This is a genomic window from Pseudomonas sp. PME37.24/006, from assembly GCF_055556635.1.
Genome location: NZ_JBVHNL010000001.1, coordinates 881,579 through 907,354 on the forward strand (window position 1 = coordinate 881,579; position 25,776 = coordinate 907,354).

At 61.9% G+C, this 25,776-nt stretch carries 28 protein-coding genes; 11 read left to right on the forward strand and 17 right to left on the reverse strand.

Translation table 11 applies throughout. From position 1 onward, the window contains the following. Window positions 1-44 precede the first annotated feature (44 nt). Both recO and pdxJ read left to right on the forward strand, forming a co-directional pair. Window positions 45-743 carry a DNA repair protein RecO gene (gene recO, locus ACZ3GY_RS04000; RefSeq protein WP_465909002.1) on the forward strand — a complete coding sequence of 233 codons (699 nt, stop codon included), beginning with the start codon at window positions 45-47 and terminating at the stop codon, window positions 741-743. Then, window positions 736-1,479 carry a pyridoxine 5'-phosphate synthase gene (pdxJ, locus tag ACZ3GY_RS04005; protein ID WP_465909003.1) on the forward strand — a complete coding sequence of 248 codons (744 nt, stop codon included), beginning with the start codon at window positions 736-738 and terminating at the stop codon, window positions 1,477-1,479. Before recO ends, pdxJ begins: the two co-directional genes overlap by 8 nt. Here the strand turns inward: pdxJ and ACZ3GY_RS04010 are convergent. Beyond that, a complete protein-coding gene (locus tag ACZ3GY_RS04010) occupies window positions 1,476-2,378 on the reverse strand; it encodes a LysR substrate-binding domain-containing protein (RefSeq protein ID WP_465909004.1) in 903 nt (300 codons plus the stop codon). The genes pdxJ and ACZ3GY_RS04010 overlap by 4 nt on opposite strands. Before the next feature lie 127 nt (window positions 2,379-2,505). Between ACZ3GY_RS04010 and ACZ3GY_RS04015 the strand changes: the two genes are divergently transcribed. After that, window positions 2,506-2,781: a hypothetical protein gene (locus ACZ3GY_RS04015; protein WP_465909005.1), complete on the forward strand. Its 276-nt coding sequence runs from the start codon at window positions 2,506-2,508 to the stop codon at window positions 2,779-2,781. An 8-nt stretch (window positions 2,782-2,789) separates the two neighbouring features. Here ACZ3GY_RS04015 and cmoB read toward each other — a convergent pair whose 3' ends face one another. The 5 genes from cmoB to ACZ3GY_RS04040 all read right to left on the reverse strand — a co-directional run bounded on the left by cmoB (window position 2,790) and on the right by ACZ3GY_RS04040 (window position 6,317). Further along, a complete protein-coding gene (gene cmoB / locus ACZ3GY_RS04020; protein ID WP_465909006.1) occupies window positions 2,790-3,758 on the reverse strand; it encodes a tRNA 5-methoxyuridine(34)/uridine 5-oxyacetic acid(34) synthase CmoB in 969 nt (322 codons plus the stop codon). After that, window positions 3,755-4,531, reverse strand: a complete 777-nt coding sequence (gene cmoA, locus ACZ3GY_RS04025) for a carboxy-S-adenosyl-L-methionine synthase CmoA (protein WP_225834289.1) — start codon at window positions 4,529-4,531, stop codon at window positions 3,755-3,757. The genes cmoB and cmoA overlap by 4 nt, the downstream gene beginning before the upstream one ends. A 128-nt stretch (window positions 4,532-4,659) precedes the next feature. After that, window positions 4,660-5,052 (reverse strand): protease inhibitor I42 family protein, encoded by a 393-nt coding sequence (locus tag ACZ3GY_RS04030; protein WP_465909007.1) that lies wholly within the window; start codon window positions 5,050-5,052, stop codon window positions 4,660-4,662. Between the two features lie 91 nt (window positions 5,053-5,143). Further along, window positions 5,144-5,473 carry a DHCW motif cupin fold protein gene (locus tag ACZ3GY_RS04035; RefSeq protein WP_465909008.1) on the reverse strand — a complete coding sequence of 110 codons (330 nt, stop codon included), beginning with the start codon at window positions 5,471-5,473 and terminating at the stop codon, window positions 5,144-5,146. Between the two features lie 58 nt (window positions 5,474-5,531). Beyond that, the gene (locus ACZ3GY_RS04040; RefSeq protein ID WP_465909010.1) at window positions 5,532-6,317 is read right to left on the reverse strand and encodes a helix-turn-helix transcriptional regulator; all 786 of its coding nucleotides are present in this window, start codon (window positions 6,315-6,317) and stop codon (window positions 5,532-5,534) included. A gap of 178 nt (window positions 6,318-6,495) precedes the next feature. Here ACZ3GY_RS04040 and ACZ3GY_RS04045 point away from each other — a divergent pair, with 178 nt between their 5' ends. Both ACZ3GY_RS04045 and ACZ3GY_RS04050 read left to right on the forward strand, forming a co-directional pair. Further along, window positions 6,496-7,314 carry a carbon-nitrogen hydrolase family protein gene (locus ACZ3GY_RS04045; protein ID WP_465909011.1) on the forward strand — a complete coding sequence of 273 codons (819 nt, stop codon included), beginning with the start codon at window positions 6,496-6,498 and terminating at the stop codon, window positions 7,312-7,314. A 107-nt stretch (window positions 7,315-7,421) separates the two neighbouring features. Then, window positions 7,422-8,744, forward strand: coding sequence for an APC family permease (locus ACZ3GY_RS04050; RefSeq protein ID WP_465909012.1), 1,323 nt, complete (start codon window positions 7,422-7,424; stop codon window positions 8,742-8,744). Window positions 8,745-8,748: 4 nt separating this feature from the next. Here ACZ3GY_RS04050 and metR read toward each other — a convergent pair whose 3' ends face one another. Next, on the reverse strand, window positions 8,749-9,669 hold the full coding sequence (metR, locus tag ACZ3GY_RS04055) for a transcriptional regulator MetR (protein ID WP_042555026.1): 921 nt from the start codon (window positions 9,667-9,669) through the stop codon (window positions 8,749-8,751). Between the two features lie 210 nt (window positions 9,670-9,879). Between metR and ACZ3GY_RS04060 the strand changes: the two genes are divergently transcribed. Next, window positions 9,880-10,869, forward strand: a complete 990-nt coding sequence (locus tag ACZ3GY_RS04060) for an alpha/beta fold hydrolase (RefSeq protein ID WP_465909013.1) — start codon at window positions 9,880-9,882, stop codon at window positions 10,867-10,869. On the opposite strand, the gene glpD is transcribed toward ACZ3GY_RS04060, so the two are convergent. From glpD to ACZ3GY_RS04080, 4 genes are all read right to left on the reverse strand, one after another. Then, a complete protein-coding gene (glpD, locus tag ACZ3GY_RS04065; protein ID WP_465909014.1) occupies window positions 10,793-12,391 on the reverse strand; it encodes a glycerol-3-phosphate dehydrogenase in 1,599 nt (532 codons plus the stop codon). The two genes, ACZ3GY_RS04060 and glpD, sit on opposite strands and share 77 nt — an antisense overlap. Window positions 12,392-12,667: 276 nt before the next feature. Further along, the gene (locus ACZ3GY_RS04070; RefSeq protein ID WP_463564034.1) at window positions 12,668-13,423 is read right to left on the reverse strand and encodes a DeoR/GlpR family transcriptional regulator; all 756 of its coding nucleotides are present in this window, start codon (window positions 13,421-13,423) and stop codon (window positions 12,668-12,670) included. 95 nt (window positions 13,424-13,518) lie between these two features. Further along, window positions 13,519-15,021 carry a glycerol kinase GlpK gene (gene glpK / locus ACZ3GY_RS04075; RefSeq protein ID WP_465909015.1) on the reverse strand — a complete coding sequence of 501 codons (1,503 nt, stop codon included), beginning with the start codon at window positions 15,019-15,021 and terminating at the stop codon, window positions 13,519-13,521. A gap of 76 nt (window positions 15,022-15,097) precedes the next feature. Continuing rightward, window positions 15,098-15,943 carry an MIP/aquaporin family protein gene (locus ACZ3GY_RS04080; protein WP_465909016.1) on the reverse strand — a complete coding sequence of 282 codons (846 nt, stop codon included), beginning with the start codon at window positions 15,941-15,943 and terminating at the stop codon, window positions 15,098-15,100. 365 nt (window positions 15,944-16,308) lie between these two features. On the opposite strand from ACZ3GY_RS04080, the gene ybaK reads away from it, so the two are divergent. The 3 genes from ybaK (at window position 16,309) to ACZ3GY_RS04095 (ending at window position 18,601) form a co-directional block, all read left to right on the forward strand. Beyond that, window positions 16,309-16,776, forward strand: coding sequence for a Cys-tRNA(Pro) deacylase (gene ybaK, locus ACZ3GY_RS04085; protein WP_465909017.1), 468 nt, complete (start codon window positions 16,309-16,311; stop codon window positions 16,774-16,776). A gap of 159 nt (window positions 16,777-16,935) precedes the next feature. Then, complete coding sequence (locus ACZ3GY_RS04090) at window positions 16,936-17,715, forward strand: substrate-binding periplasmic protein (RefSeq protein ID WP_465909018.1); 780 nt, start codon at window positions 16,936-16,938, stop codon at window positions 17,713-17,715. A gap of 100 nt (window positions 17,716-17,815) precedes the next feature. Beyond that, entirely contained in the window at window positions 17,816-18,601 is a 786-nt protein-coding gene (locus ACZ3GY_RS04095) for a PhzF family phenazine biosynthesis protein (RefSeq protein ID WP_465909019.1), read from the forward strand. Here ACZ3GY_RS04095 and ACZ3GY_RS04100 read toward each other — a convergent pair. Together ACZ3GY_RS04100 and argF are read right to left on the reverse strand one after the other, a co-directional pair. Next, the gene (locus tag ACZ3GY_RS04100) at window positions 18,598-19,674 is read right to left on the reverse strand and encodes an ABC transporter ATP-binding protein (RefSeq protein ID WP_465909020.1); all 1,077 of its coding nucleotides are present in this window, start codon (window positions 19,672-19,674) and stop codon (window positions 18,598-18,600) included. The genes ACZ3GY_RS04095 and ACZ3GY_RS04100 overlap by 4 nt on opposite strands. After that, window positions 19,671-20,591, reverse strand: a complete 921-nt coding sequence (gene argF, locus ACZ3GY_RS04105; protein ID WP_465909021.1) for an ornithine carbamoyltransferase — start codon at window positions 20,589-20,591, stop codon at window positions 19,671-19,673. The genes ACZ3GY_RS04100 and argF overlap by 4 nt, the downstream gene beginning before the upstream one ends. A gap of 289 nt (window positions 20,592-20,880) precedes the next feature. Here argF and ACZ3GY_RS04110 point away from each other — a divergent pair, with 289 nt between their 5' ends. Next, complete coding sequence (locus ACZ3GY_RS04110; protein WP_465909022.1) at window positions 20,881-22,989, forward strand: molybdopterin-dependent oxidoreductase; 2,109 nt, start codon at window positions 20,881-20,883, stop codon at window positions 22,987-22,989. Window positions 22,990-23,101: 112 nt separating this feature from the next. Then, on the forward strand, window positions 23,102-23,428 hold the full coding sequence (gene grxD, locus ACZ3GY_RS04115) for a Grx4 family monothiol glutaredoxin (protein WP_070883229.1): 327 nt from the start codon (window positions 23,102-23,104) through the stop codon (window positions 23,426-23,428). 139 nt (window positions 23,429-23,567) lie between these two features. Here the strand turns inward: grxD and tsaA are convergent, their stop codons facing one another. The 4 genes from tsaA to ACZ3GY_RS04135 all read right to left on the reverse strand — a co-directional run bounded on the left by tsaA (window position 23,568) and on the right by ACZ3GY_RS04135 (window position 25,772). Next, window positions 23,568-24,260 carry a tRNA (N6-threonylcarbamoyladenosine(37)-N6)-methyltransferase TrmO gene (gene tsaA / locus ACZ3GY_RS04120; RefSeq protein ID WP_465909023.1) on the reverse strand — a complete coding sequence of 231 codons (693 nt, stop codon included), beginning with the start codon at window positions 24,258-24,260 and terminating at the stop codon, window positions 23,568-23,570. Window positions 24,261-24,266: 6 nt separating this feature from the next. Next, complete coding sequence (locus ACZ3GY_RS04125) at window positions 24,267-24,728, reverse strand: YehS family protein (protein ID WP_465909024.1); 462 nt, start codon at window positions 24,726-24,728, stop codon at window positions 24,267-24,269. A 55-nt stretch (window positions 24,729-24,783) separates the two neighbouring features. Beyond that, window positions 24,784-25,494 carry an rRNA pseudouridine synthase gene (locus ACZ3GY_RS04130; protein WP_465909026.1) on the reverse strand — a complete coding sequence of 237 codons (711 nt, stop codon included), beginning with the start codon at window positions 25,492-25,494 and terminating at the stop codon, window positions 24,784-24,786. Between the two features lie 107 nt (window positions 25,495-25,601). Further along, on the reverse strand, window positions 25,602-25,772 hold the full coding sequence (locus ACZ3GY_RS04135) for a small membrane protein YohP (protein ID WP_225834250.1): 171 nt from the start codon (window positions 25,770-25,772) through the stop codon (window positions 25,602-25,604). Between the last annotated feature and the right edge of the window lie 4 nt (window positions 25,773-25,776).

Sequence of the window (25,776 nt, forward strand, 5' to 3'; positions counted from 1 at the left end):
ATCCCGCCGCCTTGCGGCTGGCTATCCTTGCGAGTGATCCCCACATGCTTGCGCTCAGCCAGCCCGCCTATGTCCTGCACAGCCGTGCGTACCGTGAAAGCAGTGCGTTGGTCGACTTCCTCACGCCCCAGGGGCGTTTGCGTGCCGTGTTGCGCGGCGCGCGGGGCAAGGCTGGCAGTCTGGCCAGGCCATTCATTCCTCTCGAGCTGGAAACCCGCGGCCGTGGTGAGCTGAAGAACGTCGGCCGTCTCGAGGCCGCCGGCATCCCCAATCTGCTTTCCGGCGATGCGCTGTTCAGCGGCCTGTACCTGAACGAGCTGCTGATCCGCGTGCTGCCGGCCGAAGACCCCCATCCGATCATTTTCGAACAGTACGCCATGACCGTCCTGGCGCTGGCCCAGGGGCGTGCGCTGGAGCCGCTGCTGCGCGCCTTCGAATGGCGCCTGCTGGACGAACTCGGTTATGGTTTCGCCCTCGACAGCGATGTACAAGGCGACGCTGTCGTCGCAAGCGGTCTGTACCGGTTGCAGGCAGACAGTGGTTTTTTGCCCATCGGCCATTGGCAGCCTGGCACCTTCCTGGGTAGCGAGCTGCTGGCCATGGCCGAGGCGGACTGGACTGCACCAGGCGCCCTCGCTGCTGCCAAGCGACTGATGCGCCAGGCGCTGGCCCCTCATCTTGGCGGTCGACCGCTGGTCAGCCGCGAATTGTTCATGACGCTCAAGGAGCCGACCCGTGACTGAAGCCAACCGTGTTTTGCTGGGCGTGAATATCGACCACGTCGCCACTCTGCGCCAGGCGCGCGGCACGCGTTATCCCGACCCCGTCAAGGCGGCGCTGGACGCCGAGGAGGCCGGTGCCGATGGCATCACCGTGCACCTGCGCGAGGATCGTCGGCACATTCAGGAGCGCGATGTGCGCCTGCTCAAGGACGTGTTACAGACGCGTATGAACTTCGAGATGGGGGTGACCGACTTCATGCTCGATTTCGCCGAAGAAATCCGACCCGAGCACGTCTGCCTGGTGCCGGAAACCCGCCAGGAACTGACAACCGAAGGCGGTCTGGATGTAGCCGGTCAGGAGGCGCGAATCGCCGCTGCGGTGCAGCGTCTGGCTGCCGCTGGTAGCGAAGTCTCCCTGTTCATAGATGCCGATCCGCGGCAAATCGAGGCGAGCAAGCGGGTTGGCGCGCCGGCCATCGAACTGCACACCGGGCGCTATGCCGACGCGCATGATCCGCAGCAGGCCGCTGCCGAACTGCAGCGTATTCGTGAGGGGGTCGCGCTGGGCGTTTCGCTGGGGTTGATCGTCAATGCCGGTCATGGTCTGCATTACCACAACGTCGAGCCTGTGGCGGCGATCCCCGGCATCAACGAACTGAACATCGGCCACGCGCTGGTCAGTCATGCCCTGTTCGTTGGCTTCAAGGATGCGGTGCGGGAAATGAAGCAGCTGATCGAGAGCGCTGCGGCGCGCTAACGGCGCGCTCCGTAGGCAACAGCCACCTGCGCCGCCAGCGCTTCTGCAGCTGCGCCACGGTTGCTGCCGCGCAGCAGTTTGATGTGATAGTCGCCCAGGGGCGGCAGCCCGTGTTCCTGTTGAGGAAGGCGGCGTAGCGGCGGTTTGACCAGGCTGGCAGGGAAGGCCGCTATGGCCAGATCGGCAAGCAGCGCCGCTTCCTGGCCAGCGCACTGCTCGCTGGAATAGGCGATGCGGTAGCTACGTCCCAGCCTGTCCAGGCCGTCCATCGCCGCACGTCGCCAGGCGCAGCCGCGGCTGGCCACGGCCAGCGGCAAGGGATTGCGCTTGACCGCCAGCCCGCCATCACGGCCTGCCCATACCAGCGATTCGCTGCAGATGACTTCGCCGCGGGAATCGTCGGCATCGTCGTTGCCAGCATTGAGCAAGGTAAGGTCGAGTTCGCCTGCATCCAGGCGCTCGATCAGCTCGCAGCTGCGGCCTACCGATACGTCGACCTGAACCGCGGGATGACTACGGGCGAACTGCGACAGCAGGTCGGGGAGGGCGCCTACGCCGATGTCGAATGGCGTGCCGAAACGGACGGTGCCCGCCAGGTTCGGAACCAGAAAGTGCGATACCGCTTCCTCATTGAGTTTGAGCAGGCGCCGGGCATAGCCGAGCAGAATCTCGCCATCCGAAGTGAGTCGCACGCGGCGGCTCTCGCGTAGAAACAGCGTGCGGCCGAGCGTTTCCTCCAGACGTTTGATCTGTTGGCTGACGGCAGCCGTGGTACGGAATACCTGCGCGGCGGTTCGGGTGAAGCTGCCACTCTCGGCGATGCCGACGAACGTCTTCAGCACATCGCTTTCCAGGAGTGGCAGCGCAGCGGGCAGGTCGGTGAGCAGTGTGCTGTTCATGGTGTTGTTAATATTTTCTTAATCGATTGTTAGGTATTACTCGTTTGTCTTAACGATAAGCGCAACTCAATCTGTCGGCAAGCGGTCACCGATAACCGGTGACCACAGGCTGTCGAGGAGAGTTGCCATGACGTCGAACGAACAGCATGCCGCCAATACCGAGCGCGCTACCCAGACAAGGTCGTCGGGCCTTATTGCGAATGAGCTGACCCAGTGGTTGGGCGACTGGTACTTCGCCTGGTGCTGGAGGCGTAAAATGCGCCGTCTGCTGAGGCTCGAAAGCGCCGGTCAAGTGCGTCTGGGAAGTGCCCAGGAGCGAGTCTGCGCCGGTGCGCAGATGCCCCTCGGCATGATCGCCGCGCGGCAGGCCGAATGGCGTCGTAAAGGTGATGGGGCTGACTGAGCCTGCTGTCAGGGTTTACGCGCAACCAGCACCGCGCGGCGTGGGGCCGGCAGGCCTTCGAGGGTGCGGCGATGATCCAGTGGGTCGAGGAATTCGGGCAGCGACTGGTAGCGCATCCACTCGGTGCTGCGCTGTTCCTCGATCGAGGTGACGCTGACATCCACGCAGCGCACGTCGACGAAGCCGGCGCGGCGTAGCCACAGCTCCAGCGCCGGTACCGAGGGCAGGAACCACACGTTGCGCATCTGCGCGTAACGGTCTTCGGGCACCAGCACTTGGTTGGCATCGCCTTCCACCACCAGCGTTTCCAGTACCAGTTCGCCGCCCTTGAGCAGGCAGTCTTTCAGTTCCAGCAGGTGGTCGATGGGCGAGCGCCGGTGGTACAGCACGCCCATGGAGAACACGGTATCGAAACCCTGCAGCTTTGCTGGCAGTTCCTCGATGCCCAGAGGCAGATGCCAGGCTGGCATCTCTGGCAAGTAATTTTTCATGGCCAGGAACTGGCAGAGGAACAGCCAGTTTGGATCGATGCCGACTACGCTCTTGGCCCCGTCGCCGAGCATTCGCCACATGTAGTAGCCATTGCCGCAGCCGACGTCGAGCACGCGTTTGCCGGTCAGGTTCAGGTGCGGCGAAACGCGCTGCCATTTCCAGTCGGAACGCCATTCGGTATCCACGTGAACGCCGAACAGATGAAAAGGACCTTTGCGCCACGGGATCAGGCCACGCAGGGCGCTATCCAGGGCAGCCTGAGTGGTTTCGTCACGAGAACCATCGAGTTTGAAATCCCGGGTCAGGTCGATCTGCTCGATGTCCAGTGCCGGCAATGCTTCGACAGCCGCGTACCAGCGTTGCAGATCACCGTGACCGATGGCCAGTTTGGCGTCGATCTGCCCCGGCAGGTCGGCGCTCCACTCCTGCAGGGGAGTGCCGGCGAGTTGCGCCTGCAGAGCGTCGAGATCCATGCGGCGCATCATGGCAGGGCCACCAGGGAAGCGAAGTTCAGGCACTGGAACCAGGGCACCACTTTGCTGAAACCGGCTGCCAGTAGCCGCTCGCGGTGCTGTTCGAGGCTGTCGGGCAGCATGACGTTTTCGATGGCGCTGCGCTTCTGGGCGATTTCCAGTTCGCTGTAACCGTTGGCACGCTTGAACGCCACATGCAGGTCGGTGAGCAGGGCGTGCTGCTGGTCATCCTCGAAACGCAGCTTTTCCGACAGGATCAGTGCGCCGCCCGGCAGCAACGCCTGGCGGATACGCGCCAGTAACGGCTGGCGCTGAGCCGGCTCGATGAATTGCAGGGTGAAGTTCAGCGCTACCAATGAGGTCGGCTGGAACTGCATGGCGAGAATATCCGCCTCGATGACCTCGACCGGCAGCAGCTCCTGGAACATCGAGTCCTGGGCGTGCAGGTATTCGCGGCAGCGTTCGACCATGGCACTGGAGTTGTCCACGGCGACCACCCGGCAGTCTTCCAACTGAACGTGACGGCGCAGCGCCTGGGTCACGGCGCCCAGCGAGCTGCCCAGGTCGTAGAGCACGCTGTGCGGCTGAGCGAACTGACCGGCCAGCACGCCGATGTTCTCGACGATGGTCGGGTAACCGGGCACCGAGCGCTTGATCATGTCCGGGAACACACGTGCCACGTCTTCGTTGAACACGAAGTCCGGCACCTGGTCCAGTGGCTGGGCGAAAAGTTGGTCGGGCTGTCTGGTCACGGTCGGTCTGCGCGGAGCTGGAAAGGCGCGCATTTTAGCCAAGTCCGGCGATTAGCCAAACCTTGTCGCAGGTATCAGTGCAACGCGAGTGCTGAGGCCCGCTGGAAGGCGGGCTTCGAAGACTTGATTAGAGCGTCTGCGGTAATTGGCGGCGACAGCGCTCAGCGCACGCGAATCTGGCAATCGAAGGTCTCGGCAGGTTCTGTGCTGGCATCCCAGGGCTGCGCATAGGTCAGCAACAGCCGTGCTTCACCGCTTTCAATTGCCTGAAAACGCCAGGTCGAGTGGCCATCGCCGCCGACCAGGTCAGAGTTTTCAGCGGCGCTGTAAACTTCCGGGCCCAGGGTTTTGAGTACCTTGGCGGCATCTTCACGGACTGCCCAACGGTAGCCGGTCGTCGGGTTGCTTGGCAGGCTGAGGATCAACTGTTGGCCTGCCTGCAGGCTGATCGGGCATTGCGTCTGTTTCTGAACCTGCACGCTCTTGGACGGGCTGGCGCAGGCGCCCAGCAGGGCGAGACTGGCGATGAGAGGCAGACGGTAGACGTTGATCATGGTGTGCTCCAGACGCAGAAATCGATTGCCAGCATAGCGGCAGAACGGCGTGGTGTAACCCGCCCTGCACCCGTTGCACATGCGGTTTGGCTCAGTCGACGATAAACAGCCGGGCTCCGGTAGCCGTCGAGCTGCGGTGCGCTTCGGCCTGATCGGCGACCTGGTAGCTCATGCCCGCAGTCATCACGAAGCGGCGGCCATCTTCCAGTTCGGTATGCAGTTCGCCCTCGAGGCACAGCAGGATATGGCCCTTGCTGCACCAGTGGTCGGCCAGGTAGCCGGGCGAATAGTCGACCATACGCACCCGCAGCGCACCGAACTGGCGAGTTCGCCAGTGGGCCATGCCGGTTTCGCCGGGATGCTCGGTGGCTTCCACCTGGCTCCAGTCGGTAATGCCAAAAGGGATATCGGCGATGTTCATGAGCGTTTCCTGATGGGTGGTGAATCATGGCGCGGCGGTGATGCCGATCAAGGGGCTGTCAGTCCTGCTGCGCCTGGAGAAACAGCGCGAACAGCTCGGATTGCGACTTTATCCCCAGCTTGCCGTAGATGTGCTTGCGGTGCACCTTGACCGTCTCCGTCGAGATGCACAATTTGCGGGCGATCTCCTTGCCCGAGCAGCCGCTGAGCATCAGCCGGGCGACGTCCAGCTCCCGCGCCGTAAGGGTGTTTTCCATCCAGTGCCCGGCGCTGCCTTGCGGTTGCGGGCGAGCCGGGGCGGGCGTGGTGGTGCCGAGCAGGTGCTGATCGAAGGCCAGGCGCTGGCGCATCAGGCCGCTTACCCAAGGCTGCACCAGGCCAAGCAACGCGAGGTTCTCGGGGCTGAAGCGGTGGCGTGCACCCAGCGACAGGCACAAGGTTCGGCCATTCTGCAGCGGGACGTTGAACTGCACTTCGTCGACCACCACGTTGAGGCGGAAATAGCGCTGGTAGTAGTCGGTTTGCTCGAAGCGTTCCGGTGCCACGTCTGCCAGATGCAGCAGGCCACCCATGCTGCGTTCTCGACTGTCGATGTAGAACGGGTCGAGCTGGTAGAGACCCTTGAGGTAGTCCAGGAACAGGGTGTCGGGGCCACCGTCCAGCCCGGGGCACTCGGCGAGAACCTGGGGGCGTGCGTCGCTGAAGATCAGCACCACCCAGCTGTCGAACGCTACGTACTGCTCCAGAACGCGCACCAGCGCGATCCAGAAAGCGGGACGATCCAGCCCCTCGATGAGTTTGCCAACCGACTGGTGCCAGGCGATGTGCTGCAACGAAAGTCCCACTTCCTACCCCCAATGGGTTAACCCGCCCGCGTGATTACCGGCGTCGATGCTTGCCGCCATACTCGGGGTACGGCATCGGCAGGTCAGTGAGGCAATTCGAACGACCTGTCAGGCAAAGAAATACCCGGCCGATTCTGACGCTTTTTATCGGCCTGGGACAAAACAACAGGAAATCGAGATGAAGATCGAACTCGTACAAATGCGTGGCCGTGATGGCGACACCGCATACAACCTGAGCCGCGCATTGCAGGCGATCGACGACAGCGCCGAAGGTACCGATCTGCTGGTGTTTGCGGAAACGCACCTGATGGGTTTTCCGACAGCGCTCAACATCGCCGAGCTGGCCGAGCCAGTCGACGGCCCGACGATTCAGGCCGTGCAGCAGGCGGTTCGCGAGCGCAACGTCTCGGTGGCCATCGGCATGGCCGAAAACGACGCCGGCGTGTTCTACAACACGACGTTGCTGATCACCCCGGCGGGGATCGCCATGCGCTACCGCAAGACCCATCTGTGGTCGTCCGACCGCGGCATCTTCACGCCGGGTGACCGCTACGTGACTGTGCCCTGGCAGGGTATTCGGGTCGGCATTCTGATCTGCTTCGATATCGAGTTTCCGGAAAGCGCCCGGGCGTTGGCACAGCTCGGTGCCGACCTGATCATCGTCACCAACGGCAATATGGATCCCTACGGCCCTACCCATCGCACGGCGATCATGGCGCGCGCCATGGAAAACCAGGCATTCGCTGTGATGGTCAATCGTGTGGGCAGCGGCGATGGCGATCTGGTGTTCGCGGGCGGCAGCAGTGCGGTCGATCCGTTCGGCCAGTTGCTGTGCGAGGCCGGTCGCGAAGAGTGTCGGCAGATCGTCGAGCTCGACCTCGATCAACTGCAGGCTGCCTGCAGCGATTACCGCTACCTCGACGAGCGGCGCCTGACGCTGCCCGGCGAGCGCATCGACTACCCGGACGGGCGTCGCGAACTACTTATTCCACGTTAAGACGGAGGCCAACCTCCGCATTGCCGCCGGGCCCTGTGCCCGGTGGGCGCTGCTGTGTTCGCCGACTTCGGCTCTGCCATAAAAATCATAATCTCGGAGTAGCAGTAATGGCCAATCTCAAACGTACCCTGTCACTGGGTTCGGTGGTGCTGTTCGGCATCGCCTACATGACCCCGATCATCGTGCTCGGTACCTTCGGCATTCTTGCCGACGTGACCAACGGGCAGGTGCCCGCCGCCTACCTGGCTGCCACACTGGCCATGCTGTTCACCGCGCTGAGCTACGCGAAAATGGCTGCGGCCTTTCCGGTGGCCGGCTCCGCCTACACCTACGTGCGCAAGTCGATCAACGCCAAGCTGGGCTTTCTCGCCGGTTGGGCGGTGCTGCTCGATTATCTGTTTCTGCCCATGGCCATCTGGCTCATCGGTGCAGCCTACCTGGGCTCGGCGTTTCCCGAGGTGCCGCAGGCAGTCTGGGTACTTGGATTCATCGTGGTGACCTCACTGATCAACGTGGTAGGCCTGCAACTGGCCAAGACGGTCAACGGCCTGTTGATGGTGGTGCAGCTGCTGGTGCTGGTGGCCTTCGTTGCCCTGTGCGTGCATTACGTGGCAGGGGATGGCAGCAAACCGCTGTGGAGCTTGAAGCCGTTCTTCGACGGCAGTTTCAGCCTGCCCCTGGTGATGGGTGGCGCTGCCATCGCCTGCTATTCGTTTCTCGGCTTCGATGCGGTCAGCACGCTGACCGAGGAAACCCGCGATCCGCAGAAGACCATTCCCAGAGCGATTCTGCTGATTACCCTGTTCGGCGGGCTGATCTTCATCGTCACCTCCTACTTCGTGCAGCTCGCTCACCCCGGCGCCGTGTTCACCAGTACCGATTCCGCCGCCTATGAAATCGCCCGCAATATCGGCGGCGATCTGTTCGTGTCGATATTTCTGATAGGCCTGATCGTCGGCCAGTTCACTTCAGGGCTGTCGGCCCAGGCCAGTGCCTCGCGTCTGCTGTTCGCCATGGGCCGTGACGGCGTGCTGCCCAAGCGCCTGTTCGGTACCTTGAGCAAACGCTTCGGAACGCCGCTGGGAAGCATCCTGCTGTGCGCGGTGGTGGCCCTGCTGGCGCTGAAACTGGACGTGACCACCTCGACCTCGTTCATCAACTTCGGGGCTTTCCTGGCGTTCTCGCTGGTCAACCTGTCGGTCATCTTCCACTACTGGATCGGCGGCGCCCGGCGCGGTGCCCGCGCGCTGCTGCAGCACCTGCTGTTCCCGCTGCTCGGCATGTTCGCGACGCTGTGGCTGATGATCAGCCTGGATCACCTGGCGATCACCCTCGGTCTGTGCTGGCTGGCGCTGGGCGTCGTCTACCTGGCCTGGCTGACGGCGGGCTTCCGTCGCCAGCCACCGGAGATGCAGTTCGACGCAGCCTGAGCCGTCACTGCCGAGCGACGCTCACCCCTTCGAGGTTGGCGAAGGAGGTGTCCTTGGCGGTGAGCAGGAAATCACGCATGAAGGGCGCGTCGAGCATGTCCGTGCGGATGCCCGCGTAAAGCGTGGCGAACAGCCCCTTGTCGCCCAGGCGCTTGGCGGTCACGTAGCCACGCGAGCTGTACTCGTGCAGCGCCCAGTTGGGCAGGCCGCAAACGCCGCGGCCGCTGGCCACCAGCTGCATCATCATCACCGTCAGTTCCGAGGTGCGCACCTGGGCCGGCTCGATGTCGGCGGGCTCTAGAAAGCGGGTGAAGATATCCAGTCGATCCCGTTCCACCGGGTAGGTGATCAGGGTTTCCTTGATCAGGTCTTCGGGGCGGATGAAGGGGCGATTGGCCAGCGCGTGCTGGTTGGCCACCGCCAGCATCGCTTCATAGGTGAACAGCGGCACGTAGGTGATGCCGGACAGCTCCAGCGGGTCGGAGGTCACCACTAGGTCGAGGTCGCCGCGGGCCAGGGCGGGCAGTGGCGCGAAGGAGAATCCCGATGCCAGATCCAGCTCCACTTCCGGCCAGGCATCGCGAAACTGGTCGATGGTCGGCATCAGCCATTGAAAGCAGCTGTGGCATTCGATTGCCATGTGCAGACGACCCGCGGTGCCGCCGGCAAGCCGTGCCAGATCCCGTTCGGCGCTGCGCAGCAAGGGCAGCACGTTGTCGCACAGCTGCAGCAGGCGTAGCCCGGCGCTGGTGAACCGCACCGGCTTGGTCTTGCGCACGAAAAGCTGCATGCCCAGGCGCTCCTCGAGCTCCTTGAACTGGTGCGACAGCGCCGACTGGGTCAGGTGCAGACGTTCTGCGGCTTCGACCAGGCTATCGGTCTCGCGCAGCGCGTGAAGGGTTTTCAGGTGACGGATTTCGAGCATGGCAGGCCTGCGAGATATTCAACTGAACGCTCGGGAAGATGAGCGTTTTTCATGGAGGGAGTTTCTCTCAGCGCCGGCGTACTGTCGAGCCATCTATCGATTATCCCGCCTGGCGGATTTCATCAAACTGTCACCGTTGTGTGGCAGCGCGATTTTGCCAATCACTGCGACACTTCTCGGCTATCCGGTTTTTCGCCTATGGAATGAATGATGCGCGTCGTGGTTTTTCTGGCTGCCTTGTTGTGCAGCCTGTCGTCCCTGGCGACTGAAATATGCAAGGTCGATTCGGACATCGAGCGCGTATCGCTGGGCGAGGTGAGTCTGGCTTACCAGAGCATCGGGCGCAGCAGTGACCCGGCGCTGCTGTTGGTCATGGGCTTGGGTGGGCAGCTGATCCACTGGCCGGACGACGTGGTCGAGCAGCTGTGTGAGCAGGGCTTTCGGGTCATCCGCTTTGACAATCGCGATGTTGGTCTGAGCCGTTGGAACGGCGAGGCGCCAACCGCCAACCTTGCCTATGAAGTGCTGCGCTATCGCCTCGGGCTCTCCATCGGCGCGCCTTACGGGCTGCGTGATATGGCCGGCGATGCGCTGGGCCTGATGGATGCGCTGGGCATCCGCGAGTTTCATCTGCTCGGCGCCAGCATGGGCGGGATGATCGCTCAGCATGTGGCCGATATGGCGCCGCAGCGAGTGCGCAGTCTGACGTTGGTGATGACCAGCTCTGGCGCCCAGGGGCTACCGGCGCCAAGTCCGGCACTGCTGAGGCTGTTGTCCCGACGTGACGCGCCCAGCCGCGAGGCGGCGCTTGAACAGCAGGCGGATCTGCTGGCCGCGCTAGGCAGCCCGGCGGTCGTGGATGATCGTGCGATGTTGCTGCACCAGGCCGAGGTCGCCTACGACCGCGCCTTCAACCCCGCCGGGGTGGAGCGGCAGTTGCTGGCGATTCTCGCCGAAAGCAGTCGAGTCGATCTGCTCAATCGACTGCAGGTGCCGACTCTGGTGGTGCATGGCACCGCCGATCCACTGCTGCCGGTCATGCACGGTGTGCACGTGGCAGCGCATGTTCGCGGTAGCGAGCTGCGGCTGATTCCCGGGCTCGCGCACCGCTTTCAGGAGCGATTCAAGGCGCCGTTGCTGGCGGCCGTACTGCCGCATCTGCAAGCTCACCGGCAGGATGTACAACTGGTGCAGATGTAGCCACCGGCGTGTGCACTGCAGGGGTGATGTAGCGCTCTAGCTTGCTACGCTGTGTCGCGGACAGGAACAGGCCAAGCTTGCTGCGGCGCCAGAGGATGTCATCCACTTCCGTGGCCCATTCGTGCTGGCGCAGGTAATCCACCTCGCGGGCATACAGGCCGTGGCCGAAGTCTTCGCCCAACTGCTCCAGGCTCTCGACATTGTCGAGCAACTGCCAGGTGCGGCTGCCATAGCTGGCGGCCCAGCGGCGCGCCAACGCCGTATCCAGCCAGCCATGGCGCGCACAGAGTGCGTCGACCAGGCTTTGCCGGCTCTGCATCTGCTCACCACCAGGCAGCGGCGCCTCGGCTGTCCAGCGTGCGCCCAGCTTGGGGAAGAAGGGGGCCAATTGCGCCATCGCCGACTCCGCCAGCTTGCGATAGGTCGTCAGCTTGCCGCCGAATACCGAGAGCAGCGGAGGCTCGTTATCCTGGGCTGACAACGACAGGGTGTAGTCGCGGGTGATGGCCGAAGGTTCGTCTGACTCGTCATCGCAGAGCGGGCGTACACCAGCGTAGCTGTGCAGGATGTCTTCACGGCTGACCGACTTGCGGAAGTGAGCGTTGACCACTTGCAGCAGGTAATCGGTTTCCTCGTCGCTGATGCTGACCGTGGCCGGATCACCGTTGTATTCGCGGTCGGTGGTGCCGATCAGGGTGAAGCGGTCGAGGTAGGGAATGGCGAAGACGATACGACGATCTTCGTTCTGCAGGATGTAGGCCTGCTCGCCGTCGAACAGCTTTGGCACGATGATGTGGCTGCCCTGGATCAGACGGATGCCGTAGGGCGATTGCTGCTTCAGGTCGTCGCGAATGAAGCGCGCCACCCAGGGGCCTGCCGCGTTGACCAGCGCCTTGGCGCGAATCGAGAACAGGCTGCCATCGGCGCGCTCCAGGTGGATGTGCCACAGCCCCTTGCTGCGTCGTGCGCTGACACAGCGCGTGTGGGTGTGCACATGGGCACCGTGTTCGCGTGCGGCCATGGCGTTGAGCACCACCAGCCGCGCGTCATCCACCCAGCAATCCGAATATTCGAAGCCCTTGGTGATTTCCGCCTTGAGCGGGCTGCCTGCGCCAAAACGCAAGCCACGGGAGCGCGGCAGGGCTTTGCGCTTGCCGAGGTTGTCGTAGAGAAACAGCCCGGCACGGATCAGCCAGGCAGGGCGCAGGTGCGGGCGGTGGGGCAGGATGAAGCGCATTGGGCTGACAATGTGTGGTGCCTTGGCCAACAGCACTTCGCGTTCTGCCAGCGCCTCGCGCACCAGGCGGAATTCGTGGTGCTCGAGGTAACGCAGCCCGCCGTGAATCAGCTTGCTGCTCGCCGACGAGGTATGCCGGGCGAGGTCGTCTTTCTCGCAAAGGAACACGGACAGGCCACGACCGGCTGCATCACAGGCGATGCCAGTACCGTTGATGCCACCGCCGACAACGGCGATATCGTAGATCTCGGACAGCGGGCTTGTGGACAAGCTGGATGTGGGCATCGTCAGGCCTCATGTTGCTTTGATATTTGAATTCGAACATTTATGTTCATTTTCGAAAATACTAACCCATGAAGAGTCACGTATCCAGCAGGATTCGATTGAAAAAACTCATAGCCATAGGTTGGAATGAAAATACGTGAACATTTCTACAGATAACTGTAGCGGCCGAAGGTTCGGGCTGCGTTCGAATGAACGTCTTGAAAGGCGAGGTGTGTTGCCCGGCCGACAGTCATCAGCTGTCTGTCGTTCGGGCAAGGTTGGGAGAGGCGTGTGGGGTCAGACCACTTCGAGGCGGATCTTGTGTTGGTCGAGCAGCTGAGCGAGTGCCGGCACCGGCTGCTGGTCGGTCACCAGGCAGTCGACCAGGCTGATGGGGCCGAGGCGGATCATGGCGTTGCGCCCGAATTTGCTCGAGTCTGCAGCGAGAATCACCTTGCGGGCATTGGCGATGATCGCCTGGGAGACCCGTACTTCCTGATAGTCGAAGTCCAGCAGGCTGCCGTCTTCGTCGATGCCACTGATGCCCACCAGGGCGAAGTCGACCTTGAACTGGTTGATGAAGTCGACGCTGGCCTGACCCACCAAACCACCATCGCGGCGCACGTTGCCGCCGGTGAGCAGCACGTCGAAATCATCCTTGGCACTGAGCATCGAGGCCACGTTGAGGTTGTTGGTGATGATCTTCAGGTGGTTGTGATTGAGCAGGGCGCGGGCAATGGATTCGGTGGTGGTGCCGATGTTGATGAACAGCGAGGCGTGATCGGGGATCTGCGCAGCGACAGCTTCGCCGATGCGTTGCTTCTCATGGCGCATCTGGTCGGCGCGCATGGCGTAAGCGGTGTTCTCGACACTGGAGTCATAGGCGGCGCCGCCATGGTAGCGGCGCAGCAGATTGGCGTCCGCCAGTTGATTGATGTCGCGGCGGATGGTTTGCGGGGTGACGACGAACAGAGTGGCCAGCTCCTCGATGCTGACATAGCCGCGTTCGCGGATCAGATCGAGGATTTGCTGCTGACGAGGAGGCAGATTCATGGGGTTTCCTTGGGGCTGCCGTGCAGAATCCGTTCATGATGCCGCACGGGCCCGCTCACTGCCAGTTGTAGCCGAGCGTCAATTCGGCTGCTGCCTTACTTGGCCTCTTCGTGGGGCTCCCAGTCGCGGGTGCGGCTGACTGCTTTCTTCCAGCCCGCATAGAGTTTTTCTTTTTCCGGTTCTTCCAGCTGTGGCTCGAACTCTCGCTCGATCACCGCCTTGCCGCGCAGTTCGTCCAGGCTGCTCCAGAAGCCGCATGCCAGGCCCGCCAGGTAAGCTGCGCCGAGGGCCGTGGTCTCGCGCATTTCCGGGCGCTCCACGTGAGTGCCGAGAATATCGGCCTGGAACTGCATGAGGAAGTTGTTGGCCACTGCGCCGCCGTCTACCCGCAGGGACTTCAGGCGCTCGCCGGAGTCCTGCTGCATGGCGTCGAGTACATCGCGTGTCTGATAGGCGATTGACTCCAGAGCAGCGCGGATGATGTGGTCGACTCGCACGCCACGGGTCAGGCCGAACAGCGCGCCGCGTGCATAGGGATCCCAGTAAGGTGCGCCCAGGCCGGTGAACGCCGGCACCAGGTACACGCCATTGCTGTCCTTGACCTTGTTGGCAAAGTATTCGGTGTCGTAGGCGTCATTGACGACCTTCAACTCGTCGCGCAGCCACTGGATGGTGGAGCCACCATTGAAGATCGCGCCTTCGAGGGCGTAAGTGACTTCGCCTCGCGGGCCGCAAGCAATGGTGGTGAGCATGCCGTGCTGGGACTTCACCGCCTTGTCGCCGGTGTTCATCAGCAGGAAGCAGCCCGTGCCGTAGGTGTTCTTGGCTTGGCCAGGTTCGACGCACATCTGGCCGAACAGCGCGGCCTGCTGATCACCGGCGATACCGGCGATGGCGATGCCGCTCTTGGTGTGGCCGTAAATTTCCGAGGAGGACTTCACTTCGGGGAGCATTTCCCGCGGGATATCCAGCACCTCGAGCATCTTCGCATCCCACTCCAGGGTGTGGATATTAAAGAGCATGGTGCGGGCGGCGTTGGTGTAGTCGGTGATGTGCACCTTGCCGCCGGTGAATTTCCAGATCAGCCAGCTATCGATGGTGCCGAACAGCAGTTCGCCTTTACGGGCGCGTTCGCGGCTGCCTTCTACATGGTCGAGAATCCACTTCAGCTTGGTGCCGGAGAAGTAGGGGTCAGTGACCAGGCCGGTGGTTTGCTGAATGTACTCTTCCAGGCCATCACGCTTGAGCTGCTGGCAGATCTCGGTACTGCGGCGGCACTGCCAGACCACGGCGTTGTGGATCGGTCGGCCAGTATTCTTGTCCCATACAACGGTTGTTTCACGCTGGTTGGTGATACCGATTGCCGCTACCTGATCGTGATGGAGGCCAGCCTGCGCCAGCGCTTCGACCATCACCGCGCTCTGCGTGGCGAAAATTTCCATAGGGTCATGCTCGACCCAGCCGCTCTGCGGGTAGTGCTGGGTGAACTCACGCTGGGCGATGCACACCACGTTGGCGTCGCGATCGAAGATGATCGCGCGGGAGCTGGTCGTACCCTGATCGAGGGCAATGATGTAGTTCTTGTTGGTGTCAGTCATGTCGATTGCCTTGGACGGATGAAAGGAGGGTGAATGGCGCGTGAGCCGTTCGAGCAGGGTCGCGTGTCAGTTGAAGTCAGGAAGCTTTGACGTCGCGATTTGCCGGCTGTTCTATTTCGGGTTCGATCGCACTGGGCAGATGCCGGGCAATCATGCCGCGATACACCGCTGCGCCGATGCATGCGCCCAGAATCGGGGCGAAGATGGGCACCAGGAAATACGGAATATCTCGGCCACCGGTCAGCGAAATCTCGCCCCAGCCCGTTAGGAAGGTCATCAACTTGGGGCCGAAGTCGCGAGCCGGATTCATTGCGAAGCCGGTCAGCGGGCCCATGGCGCTGCCGATCACGGCGATCAGCAGACCGATCAGCAGAGGTGCCATCGGGCCGCGAGGCAGGCCGTTGTTGTCATCGGTCAGGGACATGATCACGCCCATCAGGATGGCGGTGATCACCAGTTCAACCATGAACGCCTGGCCGGTGGACAGCACTGGATTGGGGAAGGTGGAGAACACCGAGGCCAGTTCCAGGCTGGCCTGCGAGCCGCGAACCATCTGGTTGGCTTGTTCGAATTCCAGGAACAGCCCGCTATAAAGCGTGTAGACCAGCAGGGCGCCGCAGAAAGCGCCAGCGATCTGAGCAAGGATGTAGAACGGTAATTTGTGCTTCTCAAAACCGGCGAACAGCCACAAGGCGATGCTAACGGCGGGATTGAGGTGAGCACCGGATACACCCGCGGTCAGGTAGATCGCCATGCTGACGCCAACCCCCCAGATGATGCTGATCTCCCAGAGGCCGAAGCTCGCTCCAGCGACCTTGAGGGCGGCGACACAGCCGGTGCCGAAGAAAATCAGTAGCGCGGTGCCCAGGAACTCGGCCATGCACTGGCCTGATAATGAGGGTTGTCGTAGAGCAGCTGTCATGAGGAACCTCGATTTCTTGTTGTTGTATGGCGCCGATACAGAGCAGATTGGCGAAGCCTCCAGAGAGTCGCCGTTTGCAAGGTGCCATGGCTGTGTGGGTGGCGGTGTTGCTGTCGTAAAATGTTCATAATCGAAAAAAATATATATGCAGGACACGTATTGTCAAAAAATGAACGTAAAAAGCCGCTCATGTTTTCGATACCAATCGTGTACATAGTTAAATAGGTCAGCGGCACACGCGATAGGTTCCCTTACCTGGCAAGATTCGATACCTGCTTTTAAAGGCCGAGGCAGAGCCTTTTGCTAATAGGCGGCGCTAGAATCACCGCAACCTGCGTTGCTCTTACCTTTTGCCTGGAGCTGTCATGACCCCCGCACTGGATCTGCTGAAAAAGGTTCGCGCCGAACATCGAATCCACAGTTACGAACACGATCCAAAGGCAGCGTCCTACGGCCTGGAGGCAGCGGAGAAGCTCGGTCTCGATCCCGCGCAGGTGTTCAAGACGTTGTTGGCCAGCAGTGAAAAGGGCGAATTACTGGTAGCCGTGGTACCGGTCGTCGGAACCCTGGATCTGAAAGCGCTAGCCCAGGCTGCTGGGGTGAAGAAGGTCGACATGGCGGCAATCGATGCCGCGCAGCGGGCAACCGGTTATCTGGTCGGCGGTATCAGCCCGCTGGGGCAGAAGAAGCGTCTGCGTACCTTCATCGACAGCAGTGCGCTGAACTTCCCCAGTATCCATGTGAGTGCCGGGCGTCGTGGCCTCGAAGTCGAGCTGAGTGCCGAGGTTCTGGCGCAGCATACGCAGGCGAAGTTTGCCGTGATCGGTCGCTAGCCTGTCCAAGCGCCCCCCCATGCGTGGGCGAGAATTGCGCGTCCCTGTATGATCGGAGCCAGTTTGCATGAAGCCGCTGATATAGCAGGCTGCATGCATTACACGGGGGTGCAGCGACGGTAGGTCGCGCCGCGCAAACAGGGGCAGGAGGCTTGGCGGGTGATAAAAGGAATTCTGGGTGTTGCAGGTAGCCTGTTGATGGCTGCAATGCTGGGCAGTGCTTGCCTCAGGGCCGAAACCCTGGTCATGGAGGCGGACGTATGGTGTCCGGTCAATTGTGCTGAGGGTGCCGAGCGTCCTGGCATCTTCGTCGAGCTGGCCAGGGAAATCTTCGCCGAGGCGGGTATCGACGTGGAGTACCGCGTTACCAACTGGGCGCGTGCGATGCAGGATGTGCGCAACGGCCGAGTCAATGCGCTGGTTGGCGCTGGTCGTCGTGATGCGCCGGACTTCGTGTTTGGTGATGCAGCTCCCGGTATTTCCCGTAACTGTTTCTATGCTCGTGCCGACAGCACTTGGCGCTATACCGGCCTGGCATCCCTTGAGCAGATCCGCCTGGGGGTGATCAATGGTTACAGTTATGGTGAGGCGCTGGACGACTACATCCGCCGCAACCAGAAAAATTTGGATCGCCTGCAGCAAGCCGCTGGCGAGCAGGCGCTGGCGCTGAACATACGCAAGGTCGAACTGGGCCGTGTCGATGCCACGCTGGAGAACACCTGGGTGATGTCCATGTACCTCGATCAGCACAAAAACGCCGATGAGCTGATCGAGGTCGGTTGCCGGATGCCTGACGTGCCCATCTATATCGCCTTTTCGCCAGTACTGTCTTCCAGCCCCCGCTATCGCGATATCTTCGACGACGGCGTACGTCGCTATCGCCAGGACGGTCGCCTGGATGCCCTGCTACAGCGCTACGGAATTGGCCGCGAGCGTTGATCTCCTGACTGTTATGCCATTTTGACGTCGTGCTGTATCGCAGAGCGCGATGCGGATATAGGCATGCTGACCTTTTTCACTCGCTCACAGGAATCACCCCATGCCCCTCGAGTTTCATCAGGTCGATGCGTTTAGCGACAAGTCTTTTGCGGGCAATCCTGCGATGGTCTATCGCCTGGAGCAATGGCTCGACGATGCACTGATGCAGCAGATCGCCGCCGAGCACAATCTGGCTGAAACCGCATTCGTGGTGAGGGAGGGCGCCGCCTGGCGCATCCGCTGGTTTACGCCTACGACCGAAGTACCACTCTGCGGGCACGCGACGTTGGCCAGCGCCCATGTGCTGTTCGAGTGCTATGGCGAGGTGGGTGAGCGTATCGACTTCCTGTACGCAGGCGGCACGCTAGCAGTGAGTCGTGACAAGGATCGCCTGGCGCTTGATTTCCCCTGCCACCTGCCTGCACCCATTGCCGCACCCGAGGGGTTGGCCGAGATTCTCGGGCAAACGCCGCTCGCCGTGCTGGATGCCCCGCAATTGCTGGTGCTACTCGAGTCGCAAGATGCGGTGCGTGCTTGCAATCCTGATCTGCGGATGTTGGCCCGGTTGCCCTGGGGTGCCGTCATCATCACCGCAGAGGGTGAGACGGTGGATTTCGTCTCACGCAACTTCGCCCCGGCGGTGGGTATCGACGAGGATCCGGTAACCGGCTCAGCCCATTGCATCCTTACGCCTTACTGGGCGCAGCGATTGGGTAAGACCGAGTTGAGCGCCTACCAGGGCGGCAAGCGCGGTGGGTTTCTCTGGTGTCGTCAGGATGGGGAACGGGTGAAGATCGCCGGCCATGCCCATCTGGTGAGCAGCGGCCGACTGCATTTCGATTGCTAGCCCAGTAAAGACTGCGCCGCTACGCTGCCCGCTGCGGCGAATGCCACCAGGTGATCCGCAGCGATTCGAATTCCGACCTGCTCACCGGGCTGGTGATCGGCATGGCTGGGGAACAAGGCTTCCAGCTGACTGCCGGTAGGCAGCTGCAGGCGATACAGGGTCGCAGCGCCGAGGAAGCTCTTGCCGACGACCAGCGCCTTTTGTGGGCTTTGCGGGTCGTGGACGATATCGTCTGGGCGCAGCAGCACATCCACGGCGCTGCCGAGTGGCCATGCATAGGCACGATTGCCGCGAATACTGCCCAGTTCGGTCTGCACCTCATCCGGTGCCAGCAGCTGGCCACGAATAAAGTAACCCTGACCGATGAAGCTGGCGACAAAGGGCGTCTGCGGTTCGTGGTAGAGGTTGAACGGCGTGTCCCATTGCTCCAGATGCCCGGCCTTGAAGACACCGACCTGATCGCTGACGGCGAAGGCTTCTTCCTGATCGTGCGTCACTAGTATAGCGCTGGTGCCGCGGCTCTTGAGGATGTCGCGTACCTCATGGCTGAGGCGTCGGCGCAGCTCGCCATCGAGGTTGGAGAAAGGCTCGTCGAGCAGCAGCAGCTGCGGGTTGGTGGCCAGTGCCCGAGCCAGCGCCACGCGCTGTTGCTGTCCACCGGACAGCTCGTGCGGATGACGTTTACCCAGGTGATCGAGCTTCACCAGCTCCAGCAACTCACGGGTGACCTGCTCGCAATCGGGCTGCTTGCGGATGCCGAAGGAAACGTTCTGCGCCACGCTCAGGTGCGGGAACAGCGCGTAATCCTGAAACACCATACCGATGCGCCGCTTCTCGGGCGCCAGGGTAAAGCCAGGGCGGGAAATCACCTCGCCAGCCAGGCTGATTTCACCCTCTAGCACCGGCTCGAAGCCGGCGATGGCCCGCAGGGTGGTGGTCTTGCCGCAACCGGACGGGCCGAGCAAACAACCTATATCACCTGGGTTGAGGTGCAGATTGAGGTTTTGCACGATGCGCTGCTCACCGTAGCCGCAACCCAGGTTACGCAGGCTCAACAGCATGGGCTGGCTCATGCGTGGTGATACGCCGGTTCGACCAGGAACTCGAGCAGCGCCTTCTGCGCATGCAGGCGGTTTTCTGCCTGATCCCAGGCGGCCGAGCGTGGGTCGTCGAGGAGATCCTCGCTGATCTCTTCGCCACGGTGGGCGGGCAGGCAGTGCAGGAACAGCACGTTCTCGTCGGCTGCATCGAGCAGGGCGCGGTTCACCTGATAGGGCGCGAACAGCTTGTGGCGCTCGGCGATTTCCTCTTCCTGGCCCATGGAAGCCCACACATCGGTGCTCACCAGGTGAACGCCGGCAACGGCCTCGCGCGGATCACGGAAAATCTTCACGCGCTCGCCGGCTTCGGCCAGCAACGCGGCGTCAGGCTCGTAACCTTCAGGGCAAGCGACGTGCAGGTTGAAGTCGAACTGGATGGCCGCTTCTATATAGGAGTTGCACATGTTGTTGCCGTCGCCGATCCAGGCCGCCGTCTTGCCGACGATGCTGCCGCGCTGCTCATGGAAGGTCTGCATATCGGCCAATAACTGGCACGGGTGCAGATCGTCCGACAGGCCGTTGATCACCGGCACCCGGGAGTTGGCGGCGAACTCGGTCAGGGTGCTGTGGGCGAAGGTACGGATCATCACCGCATCGAGCATGCGCGACATGACGATGGCCGAGTCGCTGATCGGTTCGCCGCGGCCCAGTTGAGTATCACGGGGCGACAGGAAGATGGCCTGGCCACCGAGCTGGATCATGCCCGCTTCAAAAGAAAGGCGGGTACGGGTCGAGGCTTTCTCGAAGATCATGCCCAGCACGCGATTCTTCAGCGGTTCGAACAGCACGCCGCTGTTGCGCAAGCCTTTCAGCTCCATGCCGCGTCGGATCAGGCCCACCAGTTCATCCGGTGTGCAGTCCTTCAGCGAGAGAAAGTGTCTTGCGCTCATCGTTAACTACCTTTTGACAACAGGCCGTAGGTTCGTTTTTCACGGAAAAACGGAGGAACCTACGGCTGGGGGCCGCACAGTGCGACGAAACGGGGAAGCCGCCGATCTTATAAGTAAATGACGCCTACGCGCAAATCCGCCCAGATTGCCAAGTGTAACGCCCTGAACGGCTGGCCAGAGCCGCCTGATGCACGGCCCTGATGGTCGGGGATTCACGACGAATAGGCTGCTGGTGTGGCGACCCTGAGGCGCCCATGATGGCTTCTCGAACAAGAAGACGAGGCTGGCCATGACCACGACCCTCCATCACCGTGCGTGTCATCTGTGTGAGGCCATCTGTGGGCTGACCCTTGAGGTCGAGCACGCCGCCGACGGTGAGCCGCAGATACGTTCCATCAAGGGTGATCGTGATGATCCGTTCAGTCGCGGCCATATCTGCCCCAAGGCGGTGGCGCTGCAGGACATCCAGAGCGATCCGGATCGCCTGCGCCAGCCGATGCGGCGTATTGGCGATCGTTGGCAGGCGATCGGCTGGGACGAAGCCTTCACGCTGGCGGCCGAGCGTCTGGCTGCGGTGCAGGCCAAGCATGGGCAAAACGCGGTAGCCGTCTATCAGGGCAATCCTAGCGTGCACAATTACGGGTTGATGACCCACAGCAACTACTTTCTCGGCCTGCTCAAGACCCGCAATCGATATTCCGCCACCTCGGTTGACCAGTTGCCTCACCACCTGACCAGTCACCTGATGTACGGACATGGCTTTCTGATCCCCGTTCCCGATATCGATCACACCGATTTCATGCTGATCCTCGGCGGCAATCCGCTGGCCTCCAATGGCAGCATCATGACCGTCCCCGACGTGGAGAAACGCCTCAAGGCGATCCAGGCACGTGGCGGCCGCCTGGTGGTGGTCGATCCGCGGCGCAGCGAGACCGCTGCCATCGCCGATCAGCATCTGTTCATTCGCCCTGGGCAGGACGCCGCCTTGCTGCTGGCGATGCTCAGCACTCTGTTCGAGGAGGGGCTGTGCCGAGCCAGCCACTTGCAGGTCGCTGGCCTCGATGAAGTGGAGCAGGCCGTGCTGCCCTTTACCGCCGAGCTGATGGCGCCGCGCTGCGCTGTACCGGCGCCGGTGATACGCCAGTTGGCGCGGGATTTCGCCGCCGCGGATCGGGCGGTGTGCTATGGCCGCATGGGGGTATCCACACAGGCATTCGGCACCTTGTGTCAGTGGCTGGTGCAGGTGATCAATCTGGTGACCGGCAATCTCGACCGGGTGGGTGGGGTGTTGTGCACCGAGCCGGCGGTGGATCTGGTCGGCGCGACGTCCGGCGGGCATTTCGATCGCTGGCAGAGCAGGGTTTCCGGTTTGCCCGAGTATGGCGGCGAGTTGCCGGTCAGTGCCCTCGCCGAAGAAATGCTTACCGCCGGAGACGGCCAGGTGCGCGCGCTGATTACCGTCGCAGGCAATCCGGTGCTGTCGACGCCTAACGGGCGGCAATTGGAGCAGGGACTCGAAGGTCTGGATTTCATGCTCAGCGTGGATCTGTACATCAATGAAACCACCCGCCATGCCGATCTGATCCTGCCGTCCACCGCGCCGCTGGAACATGACCACTACGACACCACGTTCAATCTGTTCGCGGTACGCAACGTCACCCGCTTCAACGAGGCGGTATTGCCCAAGCCGGAGGGTGCGCTGGACGACTGGGAGATTTTCATCGGCCTGGCCAAGGCCTTCGCAGCGCAGACCAGCGCCGTGCTGAAGCCCACGCAGACACCGCAGCAGATGATCGACCTGGGGCTGCGTTTCGGCCCCTATGGTGACCAGTCGCCACTCAAGCTGTCGCTGCAGACACTGCGCCAACACCCCCATGGCCTGGATATCGGCCCGCTTGGCCCGAACCTGGCGGCACGCCTGAAAACCGCCGATGGCCGGGTGCAGTCCGCACCGGCGCTGTTGCTCGGCGATGTACAGCGCTTCGCTACGCAAGCTGCAGTCGATTCCGGGCAGTTGCTACTGATCGGCCGTCGGCATGTGCGCAGCAACAATTCATGGATGCACAACTATCACCGGCTGGTGAAGGGCAAGCCGCGTCATCAATTGTTGATGAGCCCGCGGGACATGCAGCAGCGCGGGCTCAGCGATGGCCAGCGTGTCAGCGTCAGCTCGCGGGTTGGCGTAGTCGAGGTCGAGGTGCTCGCCAGTGAAGAGATGATGCCGGGCGTGGTCAGCCTGCCGCATGGCTGGGGTCATGGGCGGCCAGGTGTGCAGATGAGCATCGCCAGTGCCACGCCGGGTGCCAGCGCCAACGACCTGACCGATGAGCGCCAGTTGGATCGGCTGTCCGGCAATGCGGTGCTCAATGGGGTTCCGGTGCAGGTGGTCGCGGCTTGAGCGGTGCCGTGTTCGCGTATTCAGCATGGCCGAGCATTGCGCTCGGCTTTTGGTTACAATGCGTGCACCGTATCGACCCGTGAGTCGGATAGTCCAGTTCTGAGGTGCCCCCATGGAAATCATCGAAACGATCAAAGAGCAGATCGCCAGCAACACCGTTCTGCTGTACATGAAAGGCGCTCCGAACGCGCCACAGTGCGGCTTTTCCGCTCGCGCTGCGCAGGCTCTGATGGGCTGCGGCGAAAAATTCGCCTACGTCGACATCCTGCAAAACCCGGAAATTCGCACCAACCTGCCCAAGTACGCCAACTGGCCGACCTTCCCGCAACTGTGGGTCGGTGGTGAACTGGTCGGCGGCAGCGACATCATCAGCGAGATGTACGAGAAGGGTGAGCTGCAGACCCTGATCAAGGATGCCGTCGAGAAAGCCGGCGCCTGATCGTCTGACCTTCCCGAGATCCGCAGCCAGCGATGGCTGCGGATTTTTTTTGCCTGCACGAAGGTTAGTCGGCAGGCCGTGGCGAAAACCAGCGTTCGATCTGGTGGGCTTGAGCCCACCAATTGGATCAGCTGCCCGTCTACGCCACCGTTACGTCCAGCACGCGAATGCAGCCGGATTGTGGATAGTGCCAATGTACCTCGACATCCCACAGGCGTACGCCGTAACGGCGTTCCGGCTGGGGTTGCTGGTAGGCGGGGCGTGGATCCTGCGCCAGGCACTGCTCGATCAGCTCGACCAGCGGCTCGTTCAAGCGCAGGCCGTGTTCGCGGGCCTGAGCCAATGCGCTGTCCTGCCACTGCACCTCGATCCGGACGGGAGCATCCGCAGCGATATGGTTGTGGGCGTCAGGCACGCTGTCGGCGTAGGGCACGTAGGGTTTGACGTCGAGCACTGGGGTGCCGTCGAGCAGGTCGATACCTGACAACCACAATCGCCCGCTTTCGACGCGCTCCAGACGTACCACTGATTGGCCGATCCCGTTGGGACGATGAGTCGCTCGGGTCGCGAAAACGCCGATGGCACGGTTACCGCCCAAGCGCGGCGGGCGCACCTTGAGCCTGGGCTTGTCTTCCAGCGCCTGGTGGAAGAGAAACAGCAGCCAGACATGGCTGACCTGCTCCAGGCCCTGCAGCGCATCACCCTGATCGAACGGCGCGCATAGCTCGAGTACGCCACGCGCGGCGGGCGCCAGTTGTGGCTGGCGGGGGATGGCGAACTTCTCCTTGAAGCAAGAGCGCACATAACCGATGGGCGAAACCTGGTAGCTCATGGCGTATCAGGCGCGCAGACGCTGGGTCAGGCCCTTGAGGAAGTTACGCAGGAATTGGTCGCCGCAAATACGGTAGTTGCTGGTGCCTTGTTTACGAAACAGTGCGCTCATTTCCGGCTTCGAAACGGGGCAGTCGACGCTGCGCATGATGGCGTGCACATCGTCTTCTTTCAGCTCGAAGGCCACACGGAGTTTTTTCAGCACCTGATTGTTGCTCACCGGCAGTTCCAGGGCCGGTGCGGCGCGACTGTCATCCTTGCCGCGCTTGAAATACACCAGGCCATCGAGTGCGTGGGCCAGCAGTTCGTCGTCACAATCCTGGTAACCGGGTTCGTCATCCTTCTTCAGTACCGCAGTGATCTCTTCAACGGTCACCGGCTTACCACCCAACTGAACGATTTCGGTCAGTTGGGCGTCGCTGACATCGAGCATATAGCGCAGGCTGCGCAGCACATCATTATTGAGCATGAAAATTCCTGATTTAAAAGGCCCACGCCAGAGGAGTAGGCCGGAAGAATAGGGGTTAGAAACGTTCTTTGACGCCCAGATAGCGCCACTGTCCGGGCTGCACCTTGGACATCGGTACGCCGCCGACTCGGATGCGTTTCATGCCCAGCACCTTGAGGCCGACGGCGTTACACATGAACACCAACTGACCTGGCAGCGGATTTTTCAGGGCGAAGCGCAGACGGGTTTCGTTCTGCCAACTGACCTTGCAGGGCGCCAATGCGGTACCGTTGAACACCAGGCCATGGTTGAGGCGTTTGAGATCACGATCCGACAGCTCACCGCTGACCTCGACCACGTATTCCTGCTCCAGCTTGCTCTGGTCGTCCTTGAGCTTGCGCTCGATACGCCAGTCCTGCGTCAGCACATGCAGACCGTCGGCGCCTGCCTGCAGAGGAATGCAGGGTGTCAGGTTGCTGAAGTGACCCTTGAGCGTGCGCTGCTCGGAGCGGTCTTCCGGCCAGCGATTGTCCGGGCCGATCTCTTCGGCTGCGCGTTCTGGAAAGCGCCCGCTGGGAATGTGCAGCAGCAGGGTGATCGGTACCAGAGGTTCGGCAACGGCATCCGGAAGCAGTGCTACAGCTTCGTCAGTCACCTTGCGCTGAGGTTCGTCGATCACTTCGCCGTTGACCGTGACCCAGCCGCCCTCGATATACAGTTCGGCCTCGCGGCGTGAGCAGCCGGTCAGTTCGATCAGGCGTTTGGAGAGGCGTAGGGGTTCGGTCATGGCAGGACATCGTCGGCGAATAGATGCCCATTGTACCGCCGTGAGGCGCGTCATGCGCGTGGCATGAAGAAAGCCGGGCAGGGCGCCCGGCTTTCAGGTTCTGCCAATCAGAAAATCAGCGAGAAGATGCCGATCACGACCAGCAGGCCGATAAGGAAGATGATACCGATGGTGCTGCCGAGGAACTTCAGCATGGGGGCTACTCCTGTTTTCGTCCGTTCAGTATTGGGACTGGAGTGGCGCTGGCATCGTTCAGGGTAAATCTGCCCTGCGGCCATTGCG